At 64.4% G+C, this 14,049-nt stretch carries 14 protein-coding genes; 5 read left to right on the top strand and 9 right to left on the bottom strand.

Annotated features, from left to right (window positions below):
• The first annotated feature begins 9 nt into the window (after positions 1-9).
• From ACNAOU_RS02580 to ACNAOU_RS02570, 3 genes are read left to right on the top strand one after another with little or no spacing between them, the layout of a single operon-like run.
• Positions 10-1,116 carry an iron chelate uptake ABC transporter family permease subunit gene (locus ACNAOU_RS02580; protein WP_422758654.1) on the top strand — a complete coding sequence of 369 codons (1,107 nt, stop codon included), beginning with the start codon at positions 10-12 and terminating at the stop codon, positions 1,114-1,116.
• On the top strand, positions 1,113-2,177 hold the full coding sequence (gene fepG / locus ACNAOU_RS02575; protein ID WP_416430342.1) for an iron-enterobactin ABC transporter permease: 1,065 nt from the start codon (positions 1,113-1,115) through the stop codon (positions 2,175-2,177). Before ACNAOU_RS02580 ends, fepG begins: the two co-directional genes overlap by 4 nt.
• Complete coding sequence (locus ACNAOU_RS02570; RefSeq protein WP_018780063.1) at positions 2,174-2,995, top strand: ATP-binding cassette domain-containing protein; 822 nt, start codon at positions 2,174-2,176, stop codon at positions 2,993-2,995. Before fepG ends, ACNAOU_RS02570 begins: the two co-directional genes overlap by 4 nt.
• 65 nt (positions 2,996-3,060) lie before the next feature.
• On the opposite strand, the gene ACNAOU_RS02565 is transcribed toward ACNAOU_RS02570, so the two are convergent.
• From ACNAOU_RS02565 to ACNAOU_RS02545, 5 genes are all read right to left on the bottom strand, one after another.
• The gene (locus ACNAOU_RS02565; RefSeq protein ID WP_039239501.1) at positions 3,061-3,483 is read right to left on the bottom strand and encodes a DUF3151 domain-containing protein; all 423 of its coding nucleotides are present in this window, start codon (positions 3,481-3,483) and stop codon (positions 3,061-3,063) included.
• Positions 3,483-4,502 (bottom strand): class II fructose-bisphosphate aldolase, encoded by a 1,020-nt coding sequence (gene fbaA / locus ACNAOU_RS02560; RefSeq protein WP_018780061.1) that lies wholly within the window; start codon positions 4,500-4,502, stop codon positions 3,483-3,485. The genes ACNAOU_RS02565 and fbaA overlap by 1 nt, the downstream gene beginning before the upstream one ends.
• A gap of 166 nt (positions 4,503-4,668) precedes the next feature.
• A complete protein-coding gene (locus tag ACNAOU_RS02555; protein WP_422757627.1) occupies positions 4,669-5,901 on the bottom strand; it encodes an IS30 family transposase in 1,233 nt (410 codons plus the stop codon).
• A gap of 84 nt (positions 5,902-5,985) precedes the next feature.
• Positions 5,986-6,684, bottom strand: a complete 699-nt coding sequence (locus ACNAOU_RS02550; RefSeq protein ID WP_039239489.1) for a TrmH family RNA methyltransferase — start codon at positions 6,682-6,684, stop codon at positions 5,986-5,988.
• A gap of 95 nt (positions 6,685-6,779) precedes the next feature.
• Entirely contained in the window at positions 6,780-8,006 is a 1,227-nt protein-coding gene (locus ACNAOU_RS02545) for a hypothetical protein (RefSeq protein WP_422757942.1), read from the bottom strand.
• A 297-nt stretch (positions 8,007-8,303) separates the two neighbouring features.
• Between ACNAOU_RS02545 and ACNAOU_RS02540 the strand changes: the two genes are divergently transcribed.
• Together ACNAOU_RS02540 and ACNAOU_RS02535 are read left to right on the top strand one after the other, a co-directional pair.
• The gene (locus ACNAOU_RS02540) at positions 8,304-9,134 is read left to right on the top strand and encodes an HAD-IIA family hydrolase (RefSeq protein ID WP_110505386.1); all 831 of its coding nucleotides are present in this window, start codon (positions 8,304-8,306) and stop codon (positions 9,132-9,134) included.
• Positions 9,135-9,146: 12 nt separating this feature from the next.
• Positions 9,147-9,848, top strand: coding sequence for a tyrosine-protein phosphatase (locus ACNAOU_RS02535; protein ID WP_189076698.1), 702 nt, complete (start codon positions 9,147-9,149; stop codon positions 9,846-9,848).
• A gap of 14 nt (positions 9,849-9,862) precedes the next feature.
• Here the strand turns inward: ACNAOU_RS02535 and ACNAOU_RS02530 are convergent, their stop codons facing one another.
• The 4 genes from ACNAOU_RS02530 to mmsB form a co-directional block, all read right to left on the bottom strand.
• Positions 9,863-10,987 (bottom strand): thioesterase domain-containing protein, encoded by a 1,125-nt coding sequence (locus tag ACNAOU_RS02530; protein ID WP_422757941.1) that lies wholly within the window; start codon positions 10,985-10,987, stop codon positions 9,863-9,865.
• A gap of 105 nt (positions 10,988-11,092) precedes the next feature.
• Positions 11,093-11,677, bottom strand: a complete 585-nt coding sequence (gene pyrE / locus ACNAOU_RS02525) for an orotate phosphoribosyltransferase (protein WP_422757940.1) — start codon at positions 11,675-11,677, stop codon at positions 11,093-11,095.
• Positions 11,678-11,687: 10 nt separating this feature from the next.
• The gene (locus ACNAOU_RS02520; protein ID WP_026267408.1) at positions 11,688-12,671 is read right to left on the bottom strand and encodes a LacI family DNA-binding transcriptional regulator; all 984 of its coding nucleotides are present in this window, start codon (positions 12,669-12,671) and stop codon (positions 11,688-11,690) included.
• A gap of 90 nt (positions 12,672-12,761) precedes the next feature.
• Positions 12,762-14,045 (bottom strand): multiple monosaccharide ABC transporter permease, encoded by a 1,284-nt coding sequence (gene mmsB / locus ACNAOU_RS02515; protein WP_018779453.1) that lies wholly within the window; start codon positions 14,043-14,045, stop codon positions 12,762-12,764.
• Between the last annotated feature and the right edge of the window lie 4 nt (positions 14,046-14,049).

The following is a 14,049-nucleotide window of genomic DNA, read 5'->3' as shown; positions in this document are numbered from 1 at the left end:
CTCTCTGAAATGGTCCCTGTCGTGTCCCAACTGATGGCTCCCGCTCCCAAGCCGCACGCCGGCGAGCCAGCAACCGCGGCCCAGTCAGGTGACAACGCGGCCCCACGCGGCGGCGTCGTCAAGAGATCCTGCTGGCGCGTCACCTTTTTGTTCGCGGCGGCCGCAATCCTTCTCGGTGCCGTGGTGCTAAGCCTGGGTGTCGGTGCGAAGCTCATCCCGGCGTCCACCATTCTCCAGGCCTTCACCAACCCGCAGGACACCGCCGATCACGCGATCATCCTTGAAAGCCGGTTGCCGCGCACTTTGATGGGGATCGCTGTGGGAGTCGCCTTGGGCATGGCCGGCGCGCTGATCCAGGCCATTACCCGGAATCCCCTGGCCGATCCCGGCATCCTCGGGGTCAACGCGGGTGCCTCGTTTGCGATCGTGGTGGCCATTGGTGTCTTCGGGGTAGCTACCCTGAGCGGCTACATCTGGTTCGCGTTTGGCGGGGCCATCCTCACCACCGCCGCGGTCTACCTGATCGGAACCTCAGGACGGAACGTGGTGAATCCCATCCGGCTAACACTGGCCGGTGTTGCCCTGGGCGCCGTCCTCACCGGCATTGGCTCCGGACTCACACTCCTGAACCCCAAGGCCTTTGACCACCTGCGCTCGTGGAGCATCGGCTCACTGGACACCCGCAGCATGGAGTCCGTTGCCACGGTGGCACCGTTCATGGGCGTGGGATTGCTCGTGGCGTTGTTGTGCGTCCGTGGCCTCAACGCCCTGGCACTGGGTGACGACCTCGCCACTTCCCTTGGCGCCAACGTCAACCGCACCCGCGTCCTGGGCGTCGTGGCCATCACCCTCCTCAGCGGCGCAGCCACAGCAGGAGCTGGCGCCATCGGCTTTGTGGGACTCATGGTTCCCCATGTGGCCCGGTGGATCGTGGGCCCGGACCAGCGGTGGATCATGGCCACGACAGTCCTGCTCTCCCCCATCCTGCTGCTGGTATCGGATGTTGTTGGCAGGGTTGCCGCACCCGGTGAGCTGCAGGTAGGCGTGGTGACAGCGTTCATCGGCGCGCCTGTACTCATCGCCTTGGCACGGCGCCGGAAAGTGAGCGGGCTATGAGCCGCCTGGACCCAGGGAAGAGGGTCGATTTCGGCCGGCCTGTTGCTGTGGTCCGCAACCGTTCGCTGAGCCTCCGGCTGGATATCCGCAGCATGCTCGTCTGCATTCCGCTGCTTCTGGCCGCGCTTGCCGTAGCCGTGGTTTCGCTGGCGACGGGTGACTACGAGGTCTCCGTACAACAAGTACTGCAAGCCTTCACCGGCGATGCCCCGGGGCTCGCCCAAACAATCGTCATGGAATGGCGCCTTCCCCGGGTCCTGGCGGCGCTGGTGTTCGGTGCGGCGCTTGGCATGAGCGGCGGCATCTTCCAGTCCATGACGCGCAACCCGCTGGGCAGCCCTGACATCATCGGCTTCAATACGGGTGCCTACACCGGGGCGCTCATTGTGATGCTCACGGTGGGTGGCAGTTATGCGGGAGTTGCGGCCGGCGCCTTGGTGGGCGGAGTCCTCACAGCCCTGGCCGTCTATTTGCTGGCCTACCGCCGTGGTTCCCAGGGCTTCCGGCTCATCATCGTGGGCATCGGCATCAGCGCCATGCTTGCTGCGCTGAACCACTGGCTCATCCTGCAAGCCGAACTCGAGGCCGCCCTGGCGGCCGCCGTCTGGGGAGCCGGGTCCCTCAACGGCATCACGTGGGAGCAAGCGGCGCCGGCCGCCGTCGTGGTTGTTGTGGTTGGCTTGGCCACGCTGGTCGTGGCGCGTCGCATGCAGCTCCTGGAAATGGGCGACGACGCCGCCCGCGCCTTGGGCGTCCGGGCCGAACCCACCCGTTTGCTGTTGCTCATCCTGGGCGTTGCGCTGACGGCTGCCGTCACTGCAGTGGCCGGTCCCATCGCGTTCGTGGCCCTCGCCGCTCCCCAGCTTGCCCGGCGGCTAACCCGGAGTGCCGGCATCACATTGGTGCCTTCCGCGGTGATGGGTGCCTTCCTGCTGGTGTCCAGCGACCTCGCAGCGCAGCGTCTCTTCGCTCCGATCCAACTGCCAGTCGGGGTTGTGACGGTGTGCATCGGCGGTATCTACCTCGTTTGGCTGCTGGCCAGGGAAGCAAGGAAATCATGAGCCTCACCACTGCTGCACCGCAGCTCCACGCAGAAGCCCTGACCATTGGCTATGAGCAGCGCGTCATCTCCGAGGACCTCAATGTGCGCATCCCCGAGGGGAAGTTCACGGTGATCGTCGGGCCCAACGCCTGCGGCAAGTCCACGCTGCTGCGGGCGCTCGCCCGGCTCATCAAGCCCCGCAGCGGACAGGTGCTGTTGGACGGAAAATCCGTGACGTCGCTGCCCGCAAAGGAACTGGCGCGCCGGCTCGGGTTGCTCCCCCAGTCCTCCATCGCCCCCGACGGCATCACGGTCGCTGATCTCGTGGCCCGCGGCCGGTACCCGCACCAGAAACTCCTGCGGCAGTGGAGTGTGGAGGACGAGTCCGCGGTAGCGGAGGCCATGGAAGCCACTGGAGTCTCGGCCCTGTCCGGGCGACTGGTGGACGAGCTCTCCGGCGGTCAGCGGCAGCGCGTGTGGGTGGCCATGGTGCTCGCCCAGCAGACGCCGCTGATGCTCCTGGACGAACCCACCACCTTCCTCGATATTGCTCACCAGATCGAGCTGCTGGAACTCTTCCGCGAGCTCAACCTGGACAAGGGCCACACACTGGTTGCCGTGCTCCACGACCTCAACCACGCCAGCCGCTACGCGGACCACATCATCGCCATGAAGGACGGCGTGGTGGTGGCCGAAGGCGCCCCCGCCGACGTCATCACCGGGTCCTTGGTGGAGGAAGTGTTCGGAATGGCCTGCAAAATCATCGATGACCCCGTGACGCACACGCCGCTGGTGGTCCCGTTGGGACGCCCGCGGCACTCAGCCGTCACGGACTGACGCCCTTAACGACGACGGCGACCCTCGCCTTTTGGTGAGGGTCGCCGTCGTTCGTTTGCTTGGCTTTAGCGGGCTTCGAGCGCTGCCTTGGCCTTCGGGTCCGAGTCGTTCAGGAACTTCTCGATCCGCTCAGGTTCTTCAGCTTCACCGATCGCCGAAGCGGCCCGGCCCAGTGCGTAAAGCGCGCGCAGGAAGCCCTGGTTGGGCTCGTGCTCCCACGGGATGGGTCCGACGCCGCGCCAACCGTTGCGGCGCAGCGAATCGAGGCCGCGGTGGTAACCGACGCGGGCGTAGGCGTAGGACTCGATGGTCCGGCCCTCCGCCCAGGCTTCCTCGGCGAGGATGGCCCACAGCAGTGACGATGTGGGGTTCTGCGCCACGAGGTCCAGTGCTTCCTTGCCGAGGGCCAGGTGCTGGTAGATCTCGTTCTCGGCGGGCAGGAGCGTGGGCTCCGGCCCCATCAGGTTCTTCCGGAATTCGTCGGACATCAGAAGGTCTTGCCCACCGATCCGAGCTGCTGGGCGGCTTCGACGATGCGCGCGGCCATGCCGGCTTCAGCGGAAGCGCCCCAGACGCGGGGGTCGTAGGTCTTCTTGTTGCCCATTTCGCCGTCGACCTTCAGGACGCCGTCGTAGTTGGAGAACATGTGGCCGGCAACCGGGCGGGTGAACGCGTACTGGGTGTCGGTGTCGATGTTCATCTTGATGACACCGTAGGAAACGGCGTCAGCGATTTCCTGTTCCGTGGAGCCGGAGCCGCCGTGGAACACGAGGTCGAACGGGTTTTCCTTGCCGATCTTGGCCCCAACCTCAGCCTGGATCTGCTTGAGCAGTTCGGGGCGGAGCTTCACGTTGCCCGGCTTGTACACACCGTGCACGTTGCCGAAGGTCAGTGCGGTCAGGTAGCGGCCGTTTTCGCCGGCACCCAGGGCCTCGATGGTTGCGAGGGCATCCTCGGTGGTGGTGTAGAGCTTCTCGTTGATCTCGTTCTCAACGCCGTCTTCTTCGCCACCAACGGTGCCGATTTCGACCTCGAGGATGATCTTGGCAGCAGCTGCGCGCTCCAGCAGTTCACGGCCGATGCGCAGGTTCTCGGAGAGGGTCTCGTGCGAGCCGTCCCACATGTGCGAGTTGAAGATCGGGTCCTTGCCGGCCTTGACGGCTTCCTCGGAAGCGGCCAGCAGCGGCAGAACGAAGTCCGCCAGCTTGTCCTGCGGGCAGTGGTCCGTGTGCAGGGCGATGTTGACGTTGTAGTTCTTGGCAACTTCGCGGGCGAACGCGGCGAAGCCGAGGGAACCGGCAACCATGTCCTTGACCGAAGCGCCGGACCAGTAGGCTGCGCCACCGGTGGAAACCTGGATGATGCCGTCCGATTCGGCCTCGGCGAAACCGCGGATCGCAGCGTTCAGAGTCTGCGACGACGTCACGTTGACCGCAGGGAAAGCGAATCCGCCAGCCTTTGCGCGGTCGATCATCTCGGAGTAAATCTCTGGGGTTGCAATGGGCATGGTGACTCCTATGCTGAATTCGTCTGTGGGTTGGTAACCCTGGAGTAGACCGCTTACGGCTAGCACCCATCCTAGCGATATCCGCGGGGGCGCCGTGTTTCGGGTCACTGGGGCTCTTAACACTTCCGCCGAGGTGGCAGTTAATGACAATGCCGGGCAGGCGGTTTCAGCTTGCTAGTGCAACACCATCGATTAGTTTGGTCAGTCTTTCAGTTGGGGTGTCCCATTGGAGTGTTTGACGCGGTCGGATGTTGAGCAGGTGCTGGGTGTGGGCGAGTTCTTCGTCGCTGACCTGGTTGAAGTTCGTGCCTTTGGGGTGGATATCGCGGACCAGTCCGTTGGTGTTCTCGTTCGTGCCGCGTTGCCAGGGTGAGTGCGGGTCACAGAAGAACAGCTGGCAGCCGGTCGCTACTGTGAACTTGGCGTGTTGAGCCATTTCCGTGCCTTGGTCCCAGGTGATCGTTTTAAGGATCGCCTGGGGCAGGGTGTGGATCATTTTCTGCATGACCTCGATGACCGTCGCGCTGTCCCTGGCTCCCGGCAGCCGGCCCAGCAAAGTGAACCGTGAGGAGCGCTCGACCAAGGTGACGATCCCGGAGTTACCGGGACCCACGACCAAATCACCTTCCCAATGGCCGGGCACGGCCCGGTCCTGGACTTCGGCGGGCCGGTCGCTCAGCCGGGCCCCTTCAAGCCAGGGCCTTACGTTCCTGGCAGGCAGCTTTGATTGGGGCTTACGACCGGTCCGGCCCGAACGTAGGGCCTTCTCCACGGCAAGTTCATGCCGCAAGGCACCCCGGCCCTGCACGTAAAGGGCTTGGTAAATTGACTCGTGGGACACGTGCATCTCCGGCTGCTCGGGGAACGTCTTCTTCAGGTCCGCAGCGCTCTGTTGAGGTGAGAAACGCTGGTTCAAGCGTGCCACGACCTCCTTCCACACCGCCGTTCCCGCAGAGAGCTTCACGGGCCGGTTCCGTCTACGGCGGACCAGTGCCCGGTGTTGGGCAACCCCGGCGTCGTAATAGCGCCGGGCCCAATGCTCGATACTGTGTCGGCGGATCTCCCGGGACACCGTTGATGGATGCACGCCCAACTCCTTGGCGATCTGTCGCATGGAACGCGGCTCCGGCAAGCCCAGACAGGCCTTGATATAAGCCCGGTCCTCCAAAGTCAGCCGCCGGTACCTTCGCTCCTTATCCCGCGAAAGCACCTCCGAAGCCATCGGAAGACGCACGCCACCACCAGGGCCGGAGATAAGTTCCATGCCCGCTAGTTTCGCCCAATGCGACACCGCTTGCCGGGACACCCCAGCCGCGGCAGCACTTCGTCCCGTGTCCTCACCCGCCAGCAAGTGCTCATACGCACACGCACGAACCGACCACGGCAACTTCTTGACCATGACACCCCTCCAACTACAGGGGTGTTGCACTAGCCACCTGAAGACGCCGCACCGGGACTGTCACTAAGTGCCACCTCGGGGAAGCTACGAGACCGGCTGTTGGAACACGTGGCGGCGCACCCACGCGTGCATGGCGATGGCCGCCGCGGAGGCCGCATTCATGGACCGGGTGGAGCCGAACTGTTCAATGGACAGGGTCGCGACGGCGGCATCGTGCACCTCAGGCGTGAGGCCGGGGCCTTCCTGCCCGAACACCAGGACGCAGTTTTTCGGGAGATCGTACGTTTCAAGCGGTACGGAATCCGGGAAGATGTCGATGCCGATCACGGCAAGCCCCTCCCCCTCGGCCCACTGGACGAAGTCCTCAACCGTGGGGTGGTGGCGGACGTGCTGGTAGCGGTCGGTGACCATGGCCCCGCGACGGTTCCACCGCCGTCGGCCAATGATGTGGACCTCCTTGGCGAGGAAGGCGTTGGCGGTCCGCACCACGGTGCCGATGTTCAGGTCGTGCTGCCAGTTCTCAATGGCGATGTGGAAATCGTGCCGCTTCGAATCGAGGTCGGCGACAATAGCTTCGTGCTTCCAATAGCGGTACTGGTCAACCACGTTGCGCCGGTCGCCGTCACGCAGGAGGTCCGGATCCCAGTGCTCGCCAACCGGCCACTCGCCTTCCCAGGGCCCGACGCCGACCTCCGCCTTCGCTTCGGCCTCGCCTTCTGCGGTGGTCCCCTCCGGGGACGCGGCAGGGGCGGGCAGGGCTGTGTTGGGGGGAAGGTCAGTCACCCCTCAACTTTAGCCCTGCCGTTTCCCCGCTTGAGCCCGTGGCCCGCTTGAGCCCGTGGCCCGATTGAGCCCGTGGCCCGTTGGAGCGCGCGTTCCTAGCCCATCTTCCACTTGTTGATGCGGTAAGAGTTACCCAGCTGCTCGAAGAGACCCGGGTGCGCGTCCCAGTAGGTCTTGTGTCCGCTGACACCGAGCATCTGCGGAGTGCCCCATGGCGTCACGGAGAACAGGTTCACTGCCTGGATGGCCTCGCCGCGGGCGTTGGTGCAGGTGAATCCGACAACCACAGCCGCGCCACGACGGAACTCACGGATCTCCGGCATGGAGGTCTTGAAGTCCGAGGCGCACTTGTGGCCTACCAGGTTCTGCGGCAGTTCAGTGGCTGTCATGCCCTTGTACCGGGCCTCGATATCTTCCAGGGCCTTCTTGATTTCCGCCGGATCCTTGCCGAACTTGCCTTCCTCGGATTCAGCGAAGAAGGCATAGGCGAGCGCGATCCCGTCGCCGTCGGTCTCCACCGTGCCTTGGGCCTTCTTCTGGATCTCTTCGCCCGTGGTGGGGTCCTTGGTGATGCCGAATGATTCGTCGTGGGTCCACTCGGCCAAGTACTGGAAGGACGATTCGCCCGTGACCCATTTGCTGAACAACGGGTCGCCGTCCGCTGGGACGTTGCTGGGGCCCGCGAAGTTCTCCCATGCTGACGGCAGCGGGATGGCCCCGGCCGGGATGTCAGTGGACGCCGACGCGTCACCGGAAGGCTCAGCCTCGGCGGACGGATCCGCAGACGGCTCAGCGGCCGCATCCGACGCCTCGTCCGAGGACGTGACCGAAGGCGACGGCGAGTCAACGGCAGTCGGCTTGGTCAGGGACGGAATCAACCAGGTGAACGCAACTACCAGGGCAATGATCACGACGACGGCGACACCGCCGAGGATCAGGAACAGGGACTTCCTGTTGTGGTCACCCGGGTTCTGGCCGGGTCCCGTTGGCTGGCCCGGGTAGGGGCCGCCGGGCGGTGGGAAACCCGGCTGGTTGGGGTTGCCAGGGTGGCCCGGGTAACCCGGCTGGTTGGGGTTGCCGTGCTGGGCCTGCTGCAAGGGGAAGGCCTGGGTGGGATCGTGCTGTGCAGGAAAAGCCTGCGTCGGCGCGTCCTGCGGCTGGGCTGGCTGCGGCTGGCCTTGCTGCTGGGCTTCCGGCTGGTACATGGGCTGCGCTTGCCCGGGCTGGTACTGGCGGTACTGCTCTTTGCCCGTGTCGTAGCGTGGCTGCGGTACGCCGTCCGGATTGTAGGGAGGCTGGGGTACGCCGTTGTTGTTGCTCATGGCAAGGCCCTTTCACATGCTGTGGGCACCGGAACATCCTTGCGGACACAACCGGTGGTCTATCCGGAACGAGGGACCTGCTGAAGCGGACGGCGTGGTGCTCACCGTGTCGATCCCCCGACCCACGGTGCCGGCGCGCAGCCACCAGCGTAGTGCAGGACGTCGAGGACGGCACAAGTCAAAGCCGATATCCGCATGGGCAGAACTACCCACATAAGCAGAACTACGTGATGTCCGGCAGCCCGAATGATGAAAGACTGGGAAGCAGTGCATGACCAACCCCAGCCGGAGGCAAATATGGCAGAAGAAACCACGCCCCACCCGTCCACGTCGGTTTACCGTAATGGCCACGAGATCGAATGCTGGCTCACGGACATGGACGGCGTCCTCGTCCACGAAAACCAGGCCATCCCCGGCGCAGCCGAGCTCATCCAGCGCTGGGTGGATACGTCCAAGCGCTTCCTGGTGCTGACCAACAACTCCATCTTCACCCCGCGCGACCTCGCAGCCCGCCTCCGTGCGTCCGGCCTGGAAGTCCCCGAAGAGAACATCTGGACCTCCGCGCTCGCCACAGCCCAGTTCCTCAAGGACCAGGTGCAGTCCTCCGATTCGGGCAACCGCGCTTACACCATCGGCGAGGCCGGCCTCACCACCGCCCTGCACGAAGCCGGATTCATCCTCACGGACACCGACCCCGATTTCGTGGTCCTCGGCGAAACCCGCACCTATTCCTTCGAAGCGATCACCATGGCCGTCCGCCACATCCTGGCCGGCGCCCGCTTCATCGCCACCAACCCGGACGCCACCGGCCCTTCCAAGGACGGTCCCATGCCCGCTACAGGTGCCATCGCGGCCATGATCACCAAGGCCACGGGCCGCGAACCGTACATCGTGGGCAAGCCGAACCCCATGATGTTCCGCTCCGCCATGAACCAGATCGATGCCCACTCGGAGACCACGGCCATGATCGGCGACCGCATGGACACGGACATCGTGGCCGGCATGGAAGCGGGCCTGCACACGGTCCTGGTGCTCAGCGGAATCACGCAGCGCGAGGAAATCGTGTCCTTCCCCTTCCGGCCCAACCAGATCCTGAATTCAGTGGCCGACCTCAAGAGCCAGATCTAAGAAGGAACCACCATGGCTGTGCTCAATCTGCGTCCCCTGGCGGGGGGACGGATTCTCAGGGGGAGCCAGCCGTTCGGCTTGGATGCCGCGGCAACGTCAGGGTTCCTGGTGGAACACGGCATCCAAGCCATCGTTGACCTGCGCAGCGAGCTGGAGCGCTCGCTGGTTCCGTGGTTGGTTCACGACGGCGGCGGCGGGCCGGCCGCTGCAGCCCCACCCGCCGTCGAACTCATCCATAACCCACTGGACCCCAACGCCATCGCGGGATCGCTCCAGGCCGTGGAGACGGCCGAGGACCTGGGCGAGCTGTACCTCGGCTGGATCCGGCTGCGGCCCGAATGGGTGGCCGACGCCCTGCGACCCGTGGCGCGTGGCAAACGCACGCTGGTGCATTGCTCACTGGGCAAGGACCGGACCGGCGTGGTTTCCGCGGTCGGGCTCCTGGCAGCAGGCGGGACCGAGGACGACGTAGTAGCCGACTATGTGGCGACCACCGCCAACCTGCCGGACGTCCTGGAGGTCATGGCCGAAACATGGCGGCTCAGCGTCCCATCAACTCCGGCAGAGTATTTCAGCCCCGACCTCATGATCCTGCAGAGCCCGGAAGCTGCCATGCGGCACTTCCTGGCCGGATTCTCCAAGGAATTCGGCGATGTCGGCGGCTTCCTGCGTGAAGCGGGCCTCACCGCCGTCGAGGTTGAAGCGTTGCGCTGAACGCTCCAGCCACCTTACGCAGGCCTGATGATCTTCCCATTGGGCTCCTGGTACGACGGTTCCTCCGGTTCGGGCGGCAGGGGCAGGAGCTCATCCTGTACCTTTTCCAGCAATGGCCGGTACACACCGGCGTTCCACTGCGGACTCGCGTGCGCCGGCCGTGCGCCCTCGGTACTCAGGGTGGGCAGGGCCATGTTGGCGCCGAAAACCTTGCTCCATCCCGCACGCGCCGATTCGTAGTCCACGGTGCCGTCCTTGGAGTTGCCCATGAACGCCATCTTGGCGCCACCGATCTTGCCCGCGAACCGCAGCCCGTCAAAGTGGTAGATGTAGGCCGACTCTGTCTGGATCAGCACACTGGAAGGCGCGATAGGCGAAAGCTGTTCCATCGTCTGATCGAGGATCTGCCGCCACGTGCGCTCGTCCTTGTGAACCACGCGCTCCCCCAGCTCATAGCCCCCGCGCAGCACCGAAGGAATGCGGAAGCCGTTCTCATAAAGGAACACAACGCCGTCGAACCAGCTCTGGTCCAGGACATCTGCGCGGCTGAACGGACTCGAATCCAGGACAATCACCTGCGTTTCCACGCCATGGAGTTCCAGCAGGCGTGCAGCAACCTGGGTCGCGAGCATTCCGCCAAAGCTGTGACCGTAAAAGTACAGCTTCTCCAGTTCCAGCTCGCGGACATGCAGGATGATTGCGCGGACTACTTCATCGACGTCCAGGCCCAGATTGGAATATCCGACGGCGGCCAGGCGACCGCGTTGGTGCAGTGCAGGACGCAGCGAGTTGAGGATCCACTGCGCTTCTTCCCAACTGGTTTTGTACCCGGGAAAGAGGATCCAACTGGCTTTGGGAAAGTACAGGTCCGAGTACGGATCCGGAACCCGAAGGATCTTGGTGGCCCGGCGCTCCGCCTGGACGCGCCTGGTGAATAGCATGTCCCCGGCCAGGGCTGCTGAAATGCCGGCGAAGGTCAGGAAATTACGGCGGGACGTCTTCTTGAGCCGGGCAGCGTAAGGCAGGATCCGGGCCCAGGAGCCCGGATCCCCCGCCGTTTCAGGTTCCGGAGTTACCGGCGCCGGAGGGTTTTCAGTCACCTCCGGCGGCGCCGGCAGCTTCCCTACTTGAACGTCCACGCAGCAAGCATAGGCTTCGGCGGCACTGCCTTACATCCCCGCAGTTTGTGCACAGCCGGTGCCCTTAAGATGTGCTCTTGCAATCAGGAACCGGACGGACTCTGTTTAGTCCAGGCCCAGTTCGTCCTTGCCGAAAGCGAAGAGGTACGGAACGCCGGTTTCGGCTTCGATCTTCTCTTTGGCACCGGTGTTGCGGTCCACGATCACAGCCACGGCCACCACGTTGCCGCCCGCCTTGCGGACACCTTCGACGGCGGTCAGCGCGGACCCGCCGGTGGTGGACGTGTCCTCGAGGACCACCACGTTGCGGCCTTCGACTGAGGGACCTTCCACCTGGCGGCCCATGCCGTAGGACTTCTGGGCTTTGCGGACGACGAAGGCGTCCACGGCACGGCCGGCGTCGGCAGCAGCGTGCATGACAGCGGTACCGACGGGGTCGGCACCCATGGTGAGTCCGCCTGCGCACTCAACCGGAACGCCGGCGTCGTCGATCATTGCCAGCATGACCTGGCCTACCAGCTTGGAGGCCTCGTGGTGCAAGGTGATGCGGCGCAGGTCGATGTAGTAGTCCGCTTCCTTGCCGCTGGAGAGGATAACCTTGCCGCGGACCACCGCCAGCTCTTTGATGAGTTCAAGAAGGCGGGCACGGGCAGCAGCAGTGTCGACTGCAGGGAAACTGGTGGAAGTCATGGCTCCTAGTTTAGTGTGCCGGTGCAGCCGTGGTTGCCCTGATGACCAGGCGCGGATCCACGATCTGATCCCGGGTTCCTGCTTTCCCCTCCAGCTGGTGCAGCATCTCTTCCATGGTTTTTCGCCCGAGTTCTTCGAAGTCCTGCTTGATGGTGGTCAAGGGAGGCATGAAGAACCCGGCCTCCGGCTGGTCGTCGTAGCCCACCACGCTGATATCGCCTGGTACGTGGCGGCCGGCTTCCTGGAGGGCGCGGAGGACGCCGACGGCCATCTGGTCATTCGCTACGAATACAGCGGTTACGGAGTCGTGGTCGATGAGTTCCCGTCCGGCCCGGTATCCGGATGCGGCATCCCAGGCACCCTGGAGCAGGACGCTCGCCTCGAGTCCGGCCGTGTCCATCGCCTCCCGCCAGCCCTCAATGCGCTCCGCGGCGTCGATCCAGTGGGTGGGCCCGGAAATGTGGGCGATGCTGCGATGCCCCAGCCCGATCAGGTGTTCCACGGCCAGCCTGGCTCCCAAACGCTGGTTGAGGGACGCTCCGGTGAGCTGATTTCCCGCACCGGCGCCTACGGCCACGATCGGCACAGGGACTGAAACGTCATGCAGGGCCGCAAGGACATCGGGATGCGGAACCAGGATGACGATGCCGTCCACGGATTGGCTGCGGAAGTGGCCCATGGCGTCGTTGATACTGTCACTGGTCACTTCGCGAAGATTCGCGATGCTGACGAAGTATCCGGCTTCCCTGCCCGCCTGCTCGACTCCAAGCAACGTGTTCGCCGGCCCGAACTGTCCCGTTTCGCAGGCAAGGACACCAATGGTCCGCGACCGACGCGTCACCAGGCTCCGTGCTGCGGTGTTCCGGCGATAGCCGAGGCGGGCTATTGCCGCTTCCACCCGTTGCCTGGTGTTGTGGCTGACGTTCGGGTGGTTGTTCAGGACACGGGAAACCGTTTGGTGGGAAACCCCGGCCATCTTCGCCACATCCCCCATTACCGGGGGCCGGCTCGGTGAGTCGGGGGCGGCCCCGGGCAATACCCGGGGCCGCAGTGTTGGCGGTTGCTCACCGCGTGGCATCAGATGCTACTTCGCGTCGACGCCCACAGGCTCCGCCGTGGAAGCGGGTGCCGCTTCGGCAGCTGGAGGCGTGGTCTTCCACTTGAACCGGCGGCCCATGGAGGAACCTCCGCCGGCACCGGTCCGGTTCTTGTTGAAGATGTCGAAGCCGACAGCCAGCAGGAGCACCAGGCCCTTGATGAGCTGCTGGTAATCAGTGCCCAGGCCGAGAATGGACATGCCGTTGTTCAGGACGCCCATGATCAGGCCACCGATCATGGCTCCTGCCACGGTGCCGATGCCGCCCTGGACAGCTGCGCCGCCGATGAACGCTGCAGCGATGGAGTCCAGCTCGAACCCGGTACCGCCGGCAGGCTGTGCCGAGTTCAGGCGGGCCGTGAAGACCAGGCCCGCCAGCGCGGCCAGGACGCCCATGTTGACGAAGAGCCGGAAGGTGACCTTCTTGGTCTTGATGCCGGACAGCTCGGCGGCGTGGAGGTTGCCGCCAATGGCATAGGTGTGGCGGCCAAAGATGCTGTTGCTCATCAGCGCCGAGTACAGGATCACAAGGACTGCCAGGACAACCAGGACAATCGGGGTTCCACGGTAGCTGGCCAGCAGGAAGGTGATGATGAGCATCAGGAGTGCGATGAAACCGTTCTTGACGGCGAACCACGCCATCGGTTCGTTCTCCAGGTTGAACTTGCGGCGCACCCGGCGTTCCTTCAAGGCCTGGAAAAGGATGGCTGCCGTACCGCCGACACCCAGGATCACGGTCAGCCACTCAAGGACGGACGTGCCACCGGAGATGTCCGGCAGGAAGCCGCCGCCCAGGGCGCGCAATTCGTTCGGGAACGGGGTGATCTGCTGGTTCTTGAGGGTAATCAGGGTCAGGCCACGGAAGATCAGCATGCCGGCAAGGGTGACGATGAATGCGGGGATACCAACGTAGGCAATCCAGTAACCCTGCCAGGCACCCACAAGGGCTCCCACCAGGAGGCACGCCGGGATGGCGAGCCACCAGGCCCAGCCCCAGTGCACGATCATCACACCGGCCACGGCGCCGATGAAGCCGGCAATCGAGCCGACGGAGAGGTCGATATGACCGGCAATAATGACCATCACCATGCCGATGGCAAGGATCAGGATATAGCTGTTCTGGACCACCAGGTTGGTGACGTTCTGGGGCTGAAGGAGGATGCCGTCGGTGAGGACCTGGAAGAGGATGACAATCAGGATCAGGGCGACGAAGATGCCAACCTGGCGGAGGCGGCTTGTGAGGAAGCCAAGGGATTCTCGTAGGGCGGACATGGTG

The sequence above is a fragment of the Paenarthrobacter sp. C1 genome (assembly GCF_049315185.1).
Lineage (GTDB): Bacteria > Actinomycetota > Actinomycetes > Actinomycetales > Micrococcaceae > Arthrobacter > Arthrobacter nicotinovorans.
The sequence above is the reverse complement of the archived record's forward strand: the minus strand, read 5'-3'. Positions and strand labels throughout refer to the sequence as shown.

What these genes read in the sequence shown, in the direction of transcription:
- ACNAOU_RS02540 (WP_110505386.1), top strand. Translation starts at nt 8,304, where the DNA reads ATGGCAGAAGAAACCACGCCCCACCCGTCCACGTCGGTTTACCGTAAT.
- ACNAOU_RS02570 (WP_018780063.1), top strand. Translation starts at nt 2,174, where the DNA reads ATGAGCCTCACCACTGCTGCACCGCAGCTCCACGCAGAAGCCCTGACC.
- ACNAOU_RS02555 (WP_422757627.1), bottom strand. Translation starts at nt 5,901, where the DNA reads ATGGTCAAGAAGTTGCCGTGGTCGGTTCGTGCGTGTGCGTATGAGCAC.
- mmsB (WP_018779453.1), bottom strand. Translation starts at nt 14,045, where the DNA reads ATGTCCGCCCTACGAGAATCCCTTGGCTTCCTCACAAGCCGCCTCCGC.
- ACNAOU_RS02565 (WP_039239501.1), bottom strand. Translation starts at nt 3,483, where the DNA reads ATGTCCGACGAATTCCGGAAGAACCTGATGGGGCCGGAGCCCACGCTC.
- pyrE (WP_422757940.1), bottom strand. Translation starts at nt 11,677, where the DNA reads ATGACTTCCACCAGTTTCCCTGCAGTCGACACTGCTGCTGCCCGTGCC.
- ACNAOU_RS02535 (WP_189076698.1), top strand. Translation starts at nt 9,147, where the DNA reads ATGGCTGTGCTCAATCTGCGTCCCCTGGCGGGGGGACGGATTCTCAGG.
- ACNAOU_RS02545 (WP_422757942.1), bottom strand. Translation starts at nt 8,006, where the DNA reads ATGAGCAACAACAACGGCGTACCCCAGCCTCCCTACAATCCGGACGGC.
- fepG (WP_416430342.1), top strand. Translation starts at nt 1,113, where the DNA reads ATGAGCCGCCTGGACCCAGGGAAGAGGGTCGATTTCGGCCGGCCTGTT.
- fbaA (WP_018780061.1), bottom strand. Translation starts at nt 4,502, where the DNA reads ATGCCCATTGCAACCCCAGAGATTTACTCCGAGATGATCGACCGCGCA.
- ACNAOU_RS02520 (WP_026267408.1), bottom strand. Translation starts at nt 12,671, where the DNA reads ATGGGGGATGTGGCGAAGATGGCCGGGGTTTCCCACCAAACGGTTTCC.
- ACNAOU_RS02580 (WP_422758654.1), top strand. Translation starts at nt 10, where the DNA reads ATGGTCCCTGTCGTGTCCCAACTGATGGCTCCCGCTCCCAAGCCGCAC.